The 15,111-nt window shown below is 70.6% G+C and carries 12 protein-coding genes; 8 read left to right on the top strand and 4 right to left on the bottom strand.

Features of this window, described 5'->3' with window-relative positions:
- Positions 1-142: 142 nt before the first annotated feature.
- Entirely contained in the window at positions 143-1,321 is a 1,179-nt protein-coding gene (locus ABZ406_RS06735) for an alcohol dehydrogenase catalytic domain-containing protein (protein WP_357756445.1), read from the bottom strand.
- A 139-nt stretch (positions 1,322-1,460) separates the two neighbouring features.
- Here ABZ406_RS06735 and ABZ406_RS06730 point away from each other — a divergent pair, with 139 nt between their 5' ends.
- Both ABZ406_RS06730 and ABZ406_RS06725 read left to right on the top strand, forming a co-directional pair.
- Entirely contained in the window at positions 1,461-2,045 is a 585-nt protein-coding gene (locus ABZ406_RS06730) for a TetR/AcrR family transcriptional regulator (RefSeq protein WP_357756442.1), read from the top strand.
- Positions 2,042-2,875 carry an alpha/beta hydrolase gene (locus ABZ406_RS06725; RefSeq protein ID WP_357756439.1) on the top strand — a complete coding sequence of 278 codons (834 nt, stop codon included), beginning with the start codon at positions 2,042-2,044 and terminating at the stop codon, positions 2,873-2,875. The genes ABZ406_RS06730 and ABZ406_RS06725 overlap by 4 nt, the downstream gene beginning before the upstream one ends.
- A gap of 76 nt (positions 2,876-2,951) precedes the next feature.
- Here ABZ406_RS06725 and ABZ406_RS06720 read toward each other — a convergent pair whose 3' ends face one another.
- Positions 2,952-3,344: a PPOX class F420-dependent oxidoreductase gene (locus ABZ406_RS06720; RefSeq protein WP_357756436.1), complete on the bottom strand. Its 393-nt coding sequence runs from the start codon at positions 3,342-3,344 to the stop codon at positions 2,952-2,954.
- A 399-nt stretch (positions 3,345-3,743) separates the two neighbouring features.
- Between ABZ406_RS06720 and ABZ406_RS06715 the strand changes: the two genes are divergently transcribed.
- Together ABZ406_RS06715 and ABZ406_RS06710 are read left to right on the top strand one after the other, a co-directional pair.
- Positions 3,744-5,459, top strand: a complete 1,716-nt coding sequence (locus tag ABZ406_RS06715) for an ATP-binding cassette domain-containing protein (protein WP_357756432.1) — start codon at positions 3,744-3,746, stop codon at positions 5,457-5,459.
- A complete protein-coding gene (locus tag ABZ406_RS06710) occupies positions 5,449-6,915 on the top strand; it encodes an aminotransferase class V-fold PLP-dependent enzyme (protein ID WP_357756429.1) in 1,467 nt (488 codons plus the stop codon). The genes ABZ406_RS06715 and ABZ406_RS06710 overlap by 11 nt, the downstream gene beginning before the upstream one ends.
- Positions 6,916-6,920: 5 nt before the next feature.
- On the opposite strand, the gene ABZ406_RS06705 is transcribed toward ABZ406_RS06710, so the two are convergent.
- Positions 6,921-7,319, bottom strand: coding sequence for a hypothetical protein (locus ABZ406_RS06705; RefSeq protein ID WP_357756426.1), 399 nt, complete (start codon positions 7,317-7,319; stop codon positions 6,921-6,923).
- A gap of 375 nt (positions 7,320-7,694) precedes the next feature.
- On the opposite strand from ABZ406_RS06705, the gene ABZ406_RS06700 reads away from it, so the two are divergent.
- The 4 genes from ABZ406_RS06700 (at position 7,695) to ABZ406_RS06685 (ending at position 11,847) form a co-directional block, all read left to right on the top strand.
- Positions 7,695-8,951 (top strand): family 16 glycosylhydrolase, encoded by a 1,257-nt coding sequence (locus ABZ406_RS06700; protein WP_357756423.1) that lies wholly within the window; start codon positions 7,695-7,697, stop codon positions 8,949-8,951.
- A 168-nt stretch (positions 8,952-9,119) separates the two neighbouring features.
- Positions 9,120-10,142 (top strand): DUF4331 family protein, encoded by a 1,023-nt coding sequence (locus ABZ406_RS06695; RefSeq protein WP_357756420.1) that lies wholly within the window; start codon positions 9,120-9,122, stop codon positions 10,140-10,142.
- Positions 10,143-10,301: 159 nt separating this feature from the next.
- Complete coding sequence (locus ABZ406_RS06690) at positions 10,302-10,847, top strand: hypothetical protein (protein WP_357756417.1); 546 nt, start codon at positions 10,302-10,304, stop codon at positions 10,845-10,847.
- 76 nt (positions 10,848-10,923) lie between these two features.
- Complete coding sequence (locus tag ABZ406_RS06685) at positions 10,924-11,847, top strand: hypothetical protein (RefSeq protein WP_357756414.1); 924 nt, start codon at positions 10,924-10,926, stop codon at positions 11,845-11,847.
- Between the two features lie 235 nt (positions 11,848-12,082).
- On the opposite strand, the gene ABZ406_RS06680 is transcribed toward ABZ406_RS06685, so the two are convergent.
- Positions 12,083-15,091: a fibronectin type III domain-containing protein gene (locus ABZ406_RS06680; protein ID WP_357756411.1), complete on the bottom strand. Its 3,009-nt coding sequence runs from the start codon at positions 15,089-15,091 to the stop codon at positions 12,083-12,085.
- Positions 15,092-15,111 lie beyond the last annotated feature (20 nt).

The following is a 15,111-nucleotide window of genomic DNA, read 5'->3' as shown; positions in this document are numbered from 1 at the left end:
CTAAGCGCAGTTCGTCACCCACGCACCCGTCGCGAGCAAAGAGAACCCCGTCGATCTTGCAGTTCCGGTTGTCGACATGGGCGGAATGCACCTTGATGTCGGTACAGAAAGTGCAAGATCGCGGGGCAGGGGTGGGTGGGGGTCAGCTCGGGTGCAGGACCGCCTTGATCACGCCGTGCTCCCGCCGGTCGAAGTGGCGATACAGCTCGGGGGCATCGGCGAGGGTGCCGTGGTGGGTGACGATCATGCTGGGCCGCGCCCGGCCCGCCACGACCAGGTCCCGCAGCAGGACGGTGTAGCGGCGGTCGTGGGTACGACCGAACCGGACGGCGACCCCCTTGCTGAACAGCGTTCCCCAGGGCGCGACAAGGTCCTCGTGACCGTCCGCGCCGGGTCCGGGGCGTGGGTCCCGGTCCGGGTACACCCCCGCGACAGCGATCGCGCCGGCGGCGTTCACCAGCCGGGCCGCGTCGGCGATGACCTGGTTCGGGCGCTCCCGGTCAGGGTGCTCCCGGTCGCGGGCCTGGAACCCGACCGCGTCGATGACCTTGTCGATCCCGCCGAGTTTCTCCTCGCCGAGCGGCAACCCGGTCCGGGCCCGGTCGGCCCGGATCTGCTCGACCGGGTCGCCCCGGCGGAAGTCGATCGGCACGGCTCCGATCTCGCCGGCCATGTCGAGTCGGGCGTCGACGCCGTCGACGGAGTAGACGACCCGGGCACCTCGGAGCAGCGCCGAGTAGGCGCCGAGCAGACCGACGGTGCCGGCGCCGAAGACCGCCACCGTGTCACCGGGCCCGACCTCGGCAAGGGTGGCCGCCGCGTGCCACCCGGTGACGAACGCGTCGGCGAGCAGCACGAAGTCGTCCTCGTACGCGTCCCCCGGCTCACCGGGCAGGGGCACGCAGTTGGCGTCGGCCCACGGCACCCGCAGCAGGTCGGCCTGCGCACCCCGGTACGGACCCATGCCCGCGTACCCGTACGCCGCACCCGGCCCCTCGGCCCGGACCCGCAGGCAGGCCGCCGAGAGCCCGCGAGCGCACATCACACACGTGCCGCAGAACAGGTGCGTGGGGATCACCACGCGGGTTCCCGGCCGGACGGTCTGCACCCCGGCTCCCACCTCCTGCACCACACCCAGGGGTTCGTGACCGAGCACCAGGCCGGGCTCGGCGCTGGTGCGTCCGTCGTACATGTGCAGGTCGGTGCCGCACAGGGCGGTGGAGGTTATCCGCACGATCGCGTCGGTCTCCACCTCCACTGTCGCGTCGGGCACGTCCCGCACCGCGACCGTCCGGACGTCCGTGTACACGACGGCTCTCATCCCGGGTCTCCTGTTCGGCGGCGGAACGGCAGGTCTTCCCCCGACTGGGCCGTTCATGCCGACCCGGGCACGGCCTCGGGGGGACGGCAGTGCTATCTTAGGGCTCCTAAGTTATTTCCTAGCGATGCAAAGGATCGGTATGCCACGGCAGGGTCTGACCAGCGCGCGCGTCTCGGCCGCCGCAGCCGAGCTGGCGGACTCGGTCGGCCTGTCCCGGTTGACGGTCGCCGCCGTCGCCCGGCACTTCGGGGTCTCGGACGCCGCCCTGTACGTACACGTCCGCAGCCGGGACGCCCTGATCGAGCACGTCGCGGTACGGGCGGCGGCAACGTTCGCCGACGCGCTCGCGATCGCGGTGGCGGGGCGGGCCGGCCGCACGGCCCTGGTCGGGTTCGCCGACGCCTGGCGCGCGTTCGCCGTGACGTACCCAGGGCAATACGCGGCGACCCAGCTCCACCTGCCGCCCGAGGTCGGCACCCGGTCGGCCGGGCACCTCCGCCTGATCGAGCTGAGCTACGCCATGCTGCGCGGCTACGGGCTCGACGAGCCGGCGTTGACCGACGCGATGCGATTCGTCCGCAGCACCTTCCACGGCTTCGTGAGCCTCGAGACGGTCGACGGTTTCGGGCATCCCCGCGCTCTCGACGCGTCGTGGCAGTCGATCCTCGACGCGGTGCACGGCACGTTGAGCGCCTGGCCCACCGAGAGACGGGAGCAGCAGTGATCAGCCACGACCAGTCGGTCGAGTCGTCCGACGGGACCCGTCTGGTGGTGCGACGCCTGGGCGGCGGCGACCCCGTCGTCCTGGTGCACGGCTCGGGCGGCGGGCTGCACTCCTGGGCCGCCGTCGCTGACGACCTCGCCCACGACCACGAGGTGTGGCTGCCGGCCCGGCGCGGATACGGTCCGAGCGACGTGCCGGCCGGCACCAAGTCGTTCCCGACCGAGACCGCCGATCTGATCGCCGTCATCGACGCGGCCCGGCGGTCGTCGGGCCGACCGGTCCATCTCGTCGGCGCGTCCTACGGAGCGACAGTGGCGTTGCACACCACCTCGGCCGATCCGCGCGACGTACGCTCACTGGCGATCTTCGAGCCGCCGCTCTTCGCGGCCGGGCCGGAGATCGTGCCGCTGCTCGACAGGTACCGGGCCGCCTTCGAACGCGACGACGCCGCCGCGATGGCAGCGGCCCTCAACGACGTGACGCGGGTTCCGGCCGAGATCGTCGCCGCGATGGTCGCCGGCTCGGGAAACCGGGTGCCCGACCGGGCAGAGGCGCACCGCTCGGCGGTCGGCTGGCTGCACGACCTCGAGGCCCTCGCGCAGGACAGCACCGACATCGACAGATGGGCCTCGATCTCCGTGCCGACTCTCCTGCTCGCCGGGGCGGACACCTGGGAGCCGATGCCCACCACGATGAACGCCCTCGCGAGGACGATTCCGGCCGCCGGTCACGTCGTCTGGCCGGGTCAGTCGCACTTCGTGACCATGACGGCACCCACACTGGTCGCCGACGCGCTGCGGCAGTTCTACGCCGAGGCGCCGACGGCCTGACGGAGCCGGCCGAGGCGCCACCGCCCGACCCAGCCGACCCCGACGGCGCCGGCGCAGTCGAGGCGTCCGACCACCGTCAGCCCATCGAACGCACCCGGTCGGGTTCGATGGTCAGGATGATCCGGACCTGGCCGCGGCCACCGAACCAGGGGTACGGCCCACCGAGGTAGCGCTGCGCCAACTGGTCGATGTGCTCGGCGGCGCCCTCGGTGCTGGTCTGCACCACCCGCCCTCGTACCTCGTGGTAGCGGCCCGGCTTCTGCGGGTCGGAGATCGCCACCGCCACCCGCGGATCCCGCCGGACGTTGCGGGTCTTCTGGTGGGTCTCCACCGTGTTGATCAGAATGTGCGTGCCGTCGGTGTCCACCCAGGTCTGGGTGAGCTGTGGTGAACCGTCGGGCATCAGCGTCGTGACGAAACAGGTGCTCGGCTCGCGCAGCAGGGTGAGCAGGTCGTCGGGCAACTCCACGAGACAGTCTCCTTCCGGGCGACCAACCTCGTGTTGATCACCCGCCAACGGTCGCACGACATGATCAGCGACGCCGACTGGCGACGACAGGTGGTCCACCGGTGTGCGAGTCGGTGGCCGCACCACCCACGTACCCCCGCGCGAGGGTGTCTCACCCGCCGCGGCCGGGGAGATCCGCACCACCGGGCCGGGATCGGCAGGCATCCAGCGGGAGTTCACCGTCCCCCGCATGCCGGGGTGACCAGGTCGAAGTCCCTCCTCCAGGCACCCCGGCCCCAGCACCGGCTGAACGGCGACGGTCGTTGACCGTCCGCTCGGGGCACGCTGCGCGGTCACTCAGTACCATCGACGAGGCACGATATTGACGCCGACCACTCCCGACCGGATCGAGCAGTCGACATGACGACCGAGCAGACCACGTCTCCCCCATCCGCCGGTGTCGGCATCGCCGCTCAGGGGCTCGGCCAGAGCGTCCGGAGCGGTCGCCAGATCCTGACCCACGTCTCCCTGAGCATCGCGCCGGGCGAGCTGGTCGCGATCATCGGTGCCAGCGGCGCCGGTAAGACCACCCTGCTGGAACTCCTCGCCGGGATACAGCGACCGGCGACGGGCATCGTCAGGTACGACGGCAGCGCCGCTGCCGGCACGATCGGCGTCGTTCCGCAGGACGACATCATCCATCGCGAGCTGCCGCTGGCCCGCACCCTGCGGTACGCGGCCCGACTGCGTCTCCCCTCCGCCGCCGGGTCAACCGAGATCGACGACCGGGTCGCGGAGGTGCTCGCCGAACTGCGACTCACCGACCGGGCCAGCACACCTGTCGGCCTGCTCAGCGGCGGTGAACGCAAGCGCGCCAGCATCGCTGTCGAACTGCTCACCCGACCCGGTGTGTTCTTCCTGGACGAGCCCACCTCCGGGCTGGACCCGGCGATCGCTGTGGAACTGCTCCGGGTGCTCCGCGCGCTCACCGACACCGGCGCGACAGTCGTACTGACCACCCACCAGGTCACCGACGTGGACCACTGCGACCGGGTCGTCGTGCTGACCCGTCAGGGCCGCCTGGCGTTCACCGGCACCCCGGCCGCCGCCCGGGAGTTCTTCGGCCTGCGGTCCCTGGCCGAGGTGCACCTGCGGCTGGACGAGGCGACCCGACCCACCGAGTGGCCCGACCGCTTCGCCAGCCAGCACGAGACCGACCAGGGTGCGGCCAGCCAGCACGAGGCCGGGCACCCGCTGCGGACCAGCGACGACGGTGACGTCACCGGGACGCCGCCGCGACGCGTCGGCCGGCTCCGCCAGTGGGCGATCCTCACCGTCCGCAACGCCGAGATCGTCGTCCGGAACCGACTGACCCTCGCCATCCTGCTCGGCTCGCCACTGATGGTGCTCGGCATGTTCGCGTTGTTGTTCCGTCCCGGGGCGTTCGACCCGACCAGTCCCAGCCCGACGGTGACCGTGATGATCCTGTTCTGGATCGCGTTCGGTGGCTTCTTCTTCGGGCTGACCTACGGGCTCCTTCAGATCTGTACCGAGGTGCCGATCCTGCGCCGGGAACGGCTGGCCGGTGTCCGGCTCGTCCCGTACCTGTTGGCGAAGGTCGCGGTGCTGCTGCCGCTGCTGGCCCTGGTGGACCTCGCCCTGCTCGGGGTGCTGCGCGGCCTGGACCGGCTGCCACCGGTGGGCGGCGCCGACTTCGCCGCCCTGTACACGACACTGCTGCTCTCCTCGGCGGCGGCGCTCGCCCTCGGCCTGCTCTGCTCGGCGGCAGTGTCCGACGCGGCGCAGGCGACGCTCATGCTGCCGATGCTCTGCTTTCCACAGGTGTTGTTCGTCGGCGCGATCCTGCCGGTGCCGGCGATGGCGGTCGGCGGTCAGTGGCTCAGCTACGCGATGTCGAACCGGTGGGCGTTCGAAGGCCTGGGGCACACCGCCGGGGTGGAGCGGCTCTGGCGTGACGGTGGCTCCCCGCTCGGCCCGCCGCTGCTGGCCACGTACGGCGACAGCTTCTCCCGGCCGGTGTGGGTCGACTGGCTGGTGCTCGGCGGGTTCGTGCTGCTGTTCCTGGGCGCGGCCTGGACGGTGCTGCTCCGACGGGATGCCCGTCGTGCGTCCTGACCCGACACCGCACGCCTCACCCACGGCGCTGCCGGGATACGCCGCCACCGCCCGGATCGACGAGTTGCGCGCCACCGAGTACCGACACCTGGACACCGACGGGCAGGTGTATCTCGACTACGCCGGGGCCGGGGTGGCGGCCCGCGCCCAGGTGCGCGCCCACCACGACCGGCTGCTCGCCGGCCTGTACGGCAACCCCCACTCGGAGAACCCGACGAGTGTGGCGGCGGGCTCACTGGTGGAGTCGGCGCGACAGGCGGTGCTCGACTTCTTCCGCGCCGATCCGGCCGAGTACGCGGTGGTCTTCACGCCGAACGCCAGTGGCGCCTGCCGGCTGGTCGGCGAGGCGTACGACTTCGGCCGGGCCGCGCCGCTGGTGCTGACCTGGGACAACCACAACTCGGTGAACGGCATCCGCGAGTACGCCCGGTCGGCACGCGCGCCGGTACGTTACGTACCGCTGAGCGGGCCGGAGCTGCGGGTCGCCGAGCCGGACCTGGTCGCGGCGCTCGACGCCGGCCGGGGCGGCCTGGCACGTCGGTGGGGTCGGCCCGGTCGTCGGGGGTTGCTCGCCTACCCGGCGCAGAGCAACTTCTCCGGGGTGCAGCACCCGCTGGGTTGGGTGGAACTGGCCCAGCGGCGGGGCTACGACGTACTGCTCGACGCTGCCGGCTTCGCGCCGACGAACCGGCTGGACCTCAGCGTCGCTCGACCGGATTTCGTCTGTCTGAGCTGGTACAAGCTCTTCGGCTACCCCACCGGGGTCGGGGCGCTGTTGGCCCGCCGTTCGGCGCTGGCCCGGTTGCGCCGGCCGTGGTTCGCCGGCGGCACGATCCGCGCGGTGAGCGTGCAGGGTGGTTGGCACCGACCGATGGACGACGAGTCGGCGTTCGAGGACGGCACGCTGAACTTCCTGAGCATCCCGGACGTGGAGTTCGGGTTGCGCTGGCTCGACTCGATCGGCGTGGACCTCGTCCACACCCGGGTCGGCCTGCTCACCGACTGGCTGCTGGCGCGGCTGGCCAGCCTGCGGCACGACAGCGGCGGGCCGCTGGTCCAGGTGTACGGGCCGGCCACGGGTACGGGACGCGGCGGCACCGTGACGTTCAACCTCCGCCACCCGGACGGCACACTCGTCGACGAACGACTCGTCGCGCGGGAGGCGGCAGCGGCGGGGTTGTCAGTGCGTACCGGCTGTTTCTGCAATCCGGGCGCGGGCGAGGGCGCGTTCGGCATCAGCCGGGCGTCGACCCGGCAGCGGCTGTTGGCCGGGATCGACACGATCGACAGGTACCTCACCGCGCTGCGGCTGCCGACCGGCGGCGCGGTCCGTGTCTCGTTCGGGCTGGCCTCCACCGCGACCGACGCGGAACGCCTCGTCGCCTTCGTCCAGTCGACCTATCTCAACCGGGACGCCGGTGCCGGGCCACCACTGCCGCCTCGGCTGCGCTGCTGACCTGCCTAGCCGACCTGGGCCACCGGGGCCGGGCGTTGCTTGATCTCTTCCATGAACGGGAACCGGGCGGTCAGCTCGGCGAACGTCAGGCCGGCCCGCCAGGCCGCTGCCAACTGGGCGACCTGCACCAGGTCCATGACATCACCGCGGGCGAGAACCTCACCGGAGATGCGCAGGTCGATCATGAAGTATCGGGCCTGCGACCCCAGCCCCACGCAGACCACGCCCTCGTCGGAGTGCAGCTCGGCGCTGGTGAACCGGGCCCGCCCCTGCTCCGGCGCTGTCGCCCGGCCGACGTCGAGCCCGTGGCGGGCAGCGGTTTCGATGAGCGCGGGGGCCAGGCCACCCCGCTCGACCAGATCCGGGTAGAGGCGCACACCCAGCGCCGTCGAAGCCTCGCTCATGACTGACTCCCACTTCCTTGTGACAGAGACCAGCAGCGCGCAGGTTACGGGAACGTTTCCGGCACGCCTCGTCATCCTGTCCCGCGTGGACGCCCCACGGCAATAGGAAGGGTCGATTCGACTGCTATCGAGTAGCTCTCGGGGCCACGACCTCCTTCGATGGGTTGGTGTCGTCCATCTCGGAGGCATCGATCGACGCCGCACTGACACCCGGGGCGGCGCTTCACCGCTCACTGTTCAGCATCGGGCGGTAACGGACGGTCGTGATATTGGAAACACTCTTGACAGAAAGACACGATATCGACATGCTTCGCTCTAGAGAGCGCTCTCTATCCTGGTAGACCGCCTTCACCCCCCACCGCTGAGGAGCCTCCCGTGTTCACAGCCCGGCCCAGCCTTCGCTTCCGCCCCCTCGTACTCCTGGCGGCCGCCCTCGTCGCGACCGCGACGGCGCTCGTCGTCCCGGCGCACCCCGACCGGGCCGAGGCCGCCATCGGCGCCATCAGCTGGCAGGACGAGTTCAACTCCCCCGCCGGTACGCCCGTCGACCAGAACAAGTGGCGGTTCGACATCGGCGGCGGCGGCTGGGGCAACAACGAGCGGCAGTACTACACCAACAGCACCAGCAACGCCGTCCACGACGGCCAGGGCAATTTGGTCATCACCGCCCGCAAGGACAACCCCGCCAACTACCAGTGTCACTACGGGCGCTGCGAGTACACGTCGGCGCGGTTGCTGACGGCGGCCACCTTCACCCAGACGTACGGGCGATTCGAGGCCCGGATCAAGATCCCGCGTGGTCAGGGCATCTGGCCGGCCTTCTGGATGCTCGGCACCGGTGGCGGGTGGCCCGACTCCGGCGAGATCGACGTCATGGAGAACATCGGCCGGGAGCCCAACACCGTCTACGGCACCGTGCACGGGCCCGGCTACTCCGGTAGCGGCGGCATCACGGGCAGCCGCACCCTCGGTGCGCCGCTCGCCGACACCTTCCACACCTACCGCGTGGACTGGGAGCCGAACGTGGTCACGTGGTACGTCGACGGGGTGCAGTACCACCGGGTCGATCCGGCTCGGCTCGGCGGCAGCCGCTGGGTGTTCGACCACCCCTTCTTCATGATTCTCAACGTCGCCGTCGGTGGCAACTGGCCCGGCTACCCGGACGGTTCGACCCAGTTCCCGCAGCAGATGCTCGTCGATCACGTCCGGGTGTCCAGCTACACCTCCGGCGGAGGCGACCCGGCTCCCGGCACCAGCCGGATCAGGGGCGCGCAGAGCGGTCGCTGCATCGACATCCCCAGCGCCAACCCGGTGGAGGGCGCCAAACTCCAGATCTGGGACTGCAACACCTCGGCGGCCCAGAGCTGGACCTTCGCCTCCGACGGGACCGTCCGCGCGATGGGCAAGTGCATGGACCCGGCCTGGGCCGGCACCGCGAACGGCACCGAGGTCAACCTGGTGAGTTGCAACGGCAACACCGCGCAACGCTTCACCCTCAACGGTGCCGGTGACCTGGTCAACCTCAACGCCAACAAGTGCGTGGACGTACGGGAGGCCAACCCCAACAACGGCGGCAAGCTGCACCTGTGGGACTGCCTCGGGGCCGCCAACCAGAAGTGGTCCCGCATCTGATCGGACCGGTGTGAAGGAGTGGGCCGTCCGAGGAGAACTCGGGCGGCCCACCGTCGTGCGAGTCCCCGCTCCCCGCCGGGAGCGGATTGACGCGATGGAGCGAGCGGCCAGCCTGACGCCCACTATGTTCGGATTAGTCCAAAATCCGGCAGTTCCGGGAGTGAGCTCATGTCGCACCATCTCGATACCCCGCTGGCCGCCCAGGGCGGCCAGTTGTACATCGACGACCTGTACGTCTTCAACGGTGACCGCGCCACGGTCTTCGTCATGGACGTCAACAGCTCGGTGACCAAGGCAGACATCAAGCGCGGCTTCCACGCCGAGGCGCGTTACGAGATCAAGATTCACATCAATGGCGCCGAGGTGGAGGACCTGACCTACCGGTTCGCCTTCGGCGAGCCGGACGGCGACGCCCGGCAGGCCCTCCAGTTGTACGAGCTCACCGGCGCGGACGCTCGCGACGACGCCGCGATGGGCACCCCGGTGGCCGAGGGACGCACCGGCGAGGTGACCACCGGCGGCAACGTCCGGATCTGGGCCGGCCGGATCACCGACCCGTTCTACGTCGACCTCGACGAACTCGCGACGATCAACGGCGCGGTCAAGAACGGCTCGCCAGTGGACCGCTCGGCGTGGCGGGTGGACCAGGCCAAGAACAGCTTCGCCGGCACCACCGTCGAGTCGATCGTCCTCGAGGTCTCCCACGACGAGCCACTGCTGCGCGACGGCACCGAGATCGGCGTGTGGTGTCGCACCATGCTGGCCACCGACGCCGGCGGCTGGCGGCAGATCAACCGGGCCGGCCACCCGATGATGTGGCCGATCTTCTGGCCGCACGACACCGACTTCTCCGACCCCGCCAACTTCCGGCACCCCAGCAAGGACCTCACCGAGGGCGGTGAGGAGATCGCGAACGCGGTCGCCGGGGTGGTCAAGGCGAACGGCACGGCACCGGACCCCCAGGCGTACGGCTGGAGCGTCGCCCGGCAGATCTACCCCGACCTGCTGACGTACAAGGTCGGTACGGCGGCGAACTTCGGCTTCGCGCTCCGCAACGGGCGCGCCCTGGCCGACAACGCACCCGAGGTGATGTTCTCCCTGGTCCTCAACGCCGGCACCACGGCCGGCCTCACCTCGGAGGTCACGAAGGCCGCCCGTTCCGCCACCTTCCCGTACGTGGTCGCTGCCTGAATCCGCTCGCGGGGCTCGGCGGCCGACACGGCGCCGAGCCCTTGCCGTGCGCGCGGTCCCGACAGCGGGTGACACTGGTGCCATTCGGCCACTTATGGGCGTTTCGCGTAGTTAGTCTCCTAAGTGCTTCCCAAGGTTCTTTAGGACAAAGGAGACTCGATGCGTAGAAAGATTCTCGCGGGCCTGGCCGGCGTCGCCGCCGTCGTCGCGCTCGCCGGACCGGCCGCAGCGGACACGACCGGTGACACGATCGTGACCCTCACCGTCGACGCCGCAGGCGGCCTGTCGATCACGGTACCGGCGACGGCGAACATCGGTCACGGCATAGAGGGCTCGACCGTCACCGGCCTGCTCGGCCCGGTCACCGTGCTGGACCAGCGAGGGTCGCTCACCCCCAACTGGACCGCCACCGTCACCTCCACCGACTTCAAGACCGGTGGCGGCTCCTCCGGGGAGACGATCCCGAACATCAACGTCCTCTACTGGTCCGGGCCGGCCACGGCGACCGCCGGTAGCGGCACCTTCACGCCCGGTCAGCCGACTGCGGCCCAGCAGGTGATCATCAATGTCCCCCGGACGGCGATGACCCACACCGGCGGCAGTGGCAACAACTTCGCCACCTGGAACCCCACCCTGGTGGTGAACATCCCCGTCGGCACCGTCCAGGGTGTCTACACCGGGACGGTGACACATTCGGTGGTCTGACCCGCTCGGCCGGCTGGTGCTGCTGGCCTCGGTCGCCCTCGTGGCGCTCGGGGTTTCGGCGGCACCAGCCGTTGCCGTGCGGGAGCAGCGACAGGACCCGGCCGAGGAGCCCGCGATCAGCATCCGGATGCTGGACATTCCGGCCAGCCGGGTGGACGACCCCCGGGCCCAGGTCTACATCGTGGATCACCTGAAACCCGGGATGACGATCAACCGACGCGTCGAGGTGCAGAACGCCTCGAACGAGACGCAGAAGATCGAGTTCTACTCGGGCGGGGCGTCGGTCGAGAACAACGCCTTCACAGTGCCCGAGGGCCGCACGGGCAACGAACTCAGTGGGTGGATCCGGCTGAAGACCGCCACCCTGCAGTTGGACCCGGGCGAGCGACGGCCGGTCGAGGTCGAGGTCGCCGTACCGGAAAAGGCATCGAAGGGCGAGCGGTACGCCGCGATCTGGGCACAGGTCACCAGCGGTAAGGAACGCACCGGAAACGTCACCCAGATCCACCGGGTGGGAATCCGGGTCTACCTCGACGTCGGCCCAGGTGGTGAGCCGCCGACCGACTTCCGGATCGAAGGGCTGGCCGCCGAGCCCGGCAGCGGCGAGTTCCCGGTGGTCACCGCGAAGGTCACCAACACCGGCGAACGCGCCCTGGACATGACCGGCACCCTGTCGCTGACCAAGGCGGCGGTCACCGCCGGCCCGTTCAAGGTGACGAACGGCGTGACGATCCTCCCCGGCCACAGTGGCCAGGTACGGATCGAGGTCAACCAGGCCCTGCCCGCAGGAACCTGGGACGTGCACGCGAAGCTCGCCAGTGGCACCGTGGAACGCATCGCGACCGGGAAGATCGTCCTACCCGTCGCGGCGCCGATGACGGTGTCGACGTCCAGCGGGCCGAGTTGGCTGGTCTACACGGTCGGCGGGCTCGCCCTGCTGGTGCTTGTCACCCTTGGCGGCTGGTACCTCGTGCGCCGGCACCGGACCCAGTTCGCCTGACCACCGTCCGACTCCGAACCACCATCTGCCCGGCCGTTCCCCCCGGAACGGCCGGGCAGCGTCGTCCAGGCCGGTCCAGGCCCAGCCCAGGCCCAGGCCCAGGGCCAGGCCGGTCGGGTCCGTCGATCATGGACTTGTGGTGCCTGGCTTGGGCACGACAGGACTGAATTGTCGCCCACCACAACTCCTTGATCCACGAGGGCAAGGGCGGGCGCCGGGCGCGAGTGGGGGTTGGCTAGATGACGGAGTGCGTTACCACTGCTACGTAGTTGCCTACCACCAGCCCGGACGGGAGGGTGACAAACAGGGTGGGGTTCCAGGTGGCGGAGTTCGGGCCGCCGGTCTGGCCGGACCACCCGGCGGCGGTACGCGTGGTGTTCAGCACCGCACCGGGTTGCGGAACGAAGGAACCAACACCGGTGCTGGCGAGAGCGGGCCCGGAGGCGTACGTGATGTTGCTGTTCGGGATGGTCTCGCCACCCGAGCCGGAACCTGTGGTCAGGCTCGTGCTGGAGACGACTGTGACCCAGTTTCCGGAGTACGGCCCGCGGTCGTCGGTGACTGTCACCGGGCCGAGACGGCCCGACACTCCGGTGGTGCCCGAGGTGACGGTGCCGAGCGGCGAGATCGCCGGGACGCTGATGGACAGCCCGCCGAGCGGGGTGATGACCAGCTCGACGGGTCGGGTCGCCGACTGGTTGTACGAGTCGGTCACCCGGACGGTGAACGGGAACGTCCCGGACACGGTGGGCGTGCCGGAGAGTAGGCCGGTGACCGGGTCGAGGGTCAGCCCGGCGGGTAGGCTCCCGGCGCTCACGGACCAGGTGAATGGGCTGGTGCCGCCGTTCACAGTCAGTTGGTACTGGTACGGGTCGTAGGCCTTGCCGGGTGGGGGTGGCGGGAAGGTGAGGGTCGGTGCCGGGTTGACGGTCACCGGCGCGGAGGGGGCCGACTGCGGGCCGGTTCCGGCGGCGTTCGTCGCGGCCACCCGGAACGTGTACGTGGCACCGCCGGTCAGCCCGGTGACGATCTGGGTCGTGGCGGTGCCGCTGAAGACCTGCGGGGTCTGCGCCACGGCACCGAGGTAGGGAGTGACCGTGTAACCGGTGATCGGCGAACTCCCGTTGGCCGGGGCGGTCCAGCTCACCCTGGCGGCGTTGGTTCCGGCGGTGGCCGAGGTGTTCGTGGGCGCTCCCGGCAGTGTGTACGGGACCACCGCCGCCGAGGGTGGGCTGGCCGCGCCGGTGCCGAACGCGTTCACCGCCGCCACCCGGAAGGCGTACGACGAGCCGGCGGTGAGCCCGGTCAGGGTGCGGCTGGTGGTGGAGGCGTCGAAGGTCAGTGTTGGTTGGGTGACGCCGTCCCGGATCGGGGTGATCAGGTAGCTGGTGATCGGGCTGCCGTTGTTGTCCGGCGCGGTCCAGCTCACCGTCGCGCTCGTGACGCCCGGGACGGCGGTGGGGGTGGTGGGCGTGCCCGGTGTGGAGGCGTAGACGAAGTTCGCGGACCCGGCCGAGCCTCGGGTGACGACGCTCACCGTGACGGTCGCCGGGCCGGACCGGGCGGGCATGGCGGAGATGGCGAGGGTGCCGTTGGGGTTCACTGTGAAACACCCGGCGGCGGGGCCGGAGGTGCACGGCACCAGCAGCACGGACGTGCCGGCCTGTTGTTCGGCGGCAGTGCCGATGGTGATCGCGGTGGCGCCGCTGAGGTTGCTGCCGCCGACAGTGACCGGGATGCCCCCGGAGACCGAACTCTGGGCCGGTGTGACGGTGACGCCGCTGGGTGCGGTGGCCGGCGCGACGGGAGTGGTGCCGGTGGCGAGACCTGGGTTCGCGTCGATCGACGACGAGGTCGCGACGGTGGTGGTCTGAATCTGCGCCGGTGTGACACCGGTGCCGGTGACTGTCGCGACGACGGTGATGGGCGGCAGGGAGGTGCCGCCGGCGAACGGGCCGTTGCTGTTGGTGCAGGTGACGGTCTGTCCGGACGGTGCGGCGCAGACCCAGCCGGAGCCGTACGCGGCGCGGGGGACGACACCGTTGGGGGTGGTCTGGGTGACCGAGATCGGCGACGTCTCGGCGGTGCCGCCATCGACCCCGGTGGTGATCGAGTAGGTGACCGGGTCACCGGGCTGCGGGGAGGCGCCGACGGAGCTGGTCTGTGACACGTTCAGGTCCGGCACCGGGTTGAAGCTGACCGCCCTGGCGTTGTCGACCTCGTGGAAGTCGGTGACCGAGCCGGTCGAGCCCACCCAGCCGAAGGCGAGTTGCCGGGGATAGCCGCTGGCGTTCAGCCAGGTCGGCGACGGGTACAGGCTCGGCGACACGACCGGGAGGGCGCCGGCCAGAGTGCGTGCGGCGCCGCCGACGGGGGTGAACCTGACCCGGTACTCGCCGGCCGGAACGGTGATGCCGGTGTCGGTGGTGAACGGCGACGAGGTGGTGTTGGCGACCACCTCGACAGGTACCACCGAGGCGGGCCGGGTGGCGGCCCGCAACGCCAACGCCGCTGAGGACGTGCTGGTGGCGGTGCTGTTGATCGCGCAGTAGCCGACCCCGTTGCGGCCCGGTCCGCGAACCACGACCTGGCCGGGGACCCGCCCGCCGGTGGTCGAGATGTACGGCGGGTTCGTGCAGCCGGTCCCCTGGTAGGTGCTGTTGCTGAAGTTGCCGAAGACGTCGAGCCCGATACCGAGGTACCCGTTGGAGAGGCCCGCCGAGACACCGTTGAACGCCGCCGAGTAGCCCAGCGACCCGCCCGGCTGGCCGAGGGTGGACGGGGGTCTCGGGTTGGCCGGGTCGACGGCGGCCAGGACGAAGGCGAGGCCGTCCGCTCCCGGGTTGATGCCGCCGTACTGGTAGGTGTTGAAGGTGACGTGGAGTCCCTGCGAGGTGGGCACGCTCACGGCGCCGAACACGCCACCCTGACGGGTGATGGCGGCGGGGGTGAGGCGCAGCTTGCCGGCGCCCTGCGGGTCGGTGGAGGTGGTGCAACTGAGCAGCGGGCCGATGGTGGAGTTGCCGGCCGCGCTCAGGCAGGCGGCGTTCGTGGCGAGGACTCCGGGCACTGCTGGTACCGCCACCGCGCCGATGCCGTTCGCGGTGTTGTTGTGGAAGGGTTGGTCGAACAGGACGGAGCCGGCCGCCGTCGCCGGGAGCGGCGCGACCACGAGAGTCCCCACTGTCGCGGCTACCGCCAGTGCGGCGATTCTGCTCGGACGACGCCGACCTCGAAACGACATGTCCACTCCCAGCTTTCACT

The organism is Micromonospora sp. NPDC005710 (assembly GCF_040630995.1).
Taxonomy (GTDB): Bacteria; Actinomycetota; Actinomycetes; order Mycobacteriales; family Micromonosporaceae; genus Micromonospora.
The sequence above is the reverse complement of the archived record's forward strand: the minus strand, read 5'-3'. Positions and strand labels throughout refer to the sequence as shown.

Coding starts and splice junctions, on each gene's coding strand:
- ABZ406_RS06730 (WP_357756442.1), top strand. CDS start 1,461: ATGCCACGGCAGGGTCTGACCAGCGCGCGCGTCTCGGCCGCCGCAGCC.
- ABZ406_RS06695 (WP_357756420.1), top strand. CDS start 9,120: ATGTCGCACCATCTCGATACCCCGCTGGCCGCCCAGGGCGGCCAGTTG.
- ABZ406_RS06690 (WP_357756417.1), top strand. CDS start 10,302: ATGCGTAGAAAGATTCTCGCGGGCCTGGCCGGCGTCGCCGCCGTCGTC.
- ABZ406_RS06715 (WP_357756432.1), top strand. CDS start 3,744: ATGACGACCGAGCAGACCACGTCTCCCCCATCCGCCGGTGTCGGCATC.
- ABZ406_RS06680 (WP_357756411.1), bottom strand. CDS start 15,091: ATGTCGTTTCGAGGTCGGCGTCGTCCGAGCAGAATCGCCGCACTGGCG.
- ABZ406_RS06705 (WP_357756426.1), bottom strand. CDS start 7,319: ATGAGCGAGGCTTCGACGGCGCTGGGTGTGCGCCTCTACCCGGATCTG.
- ABZ406_RS06735 (WP_357756445.1), bottom strand. CDS start 1,321: ATGAGAGCCGTCGTGTACACGGACGTCCGGACGGTCGCGGTGCGGGAC.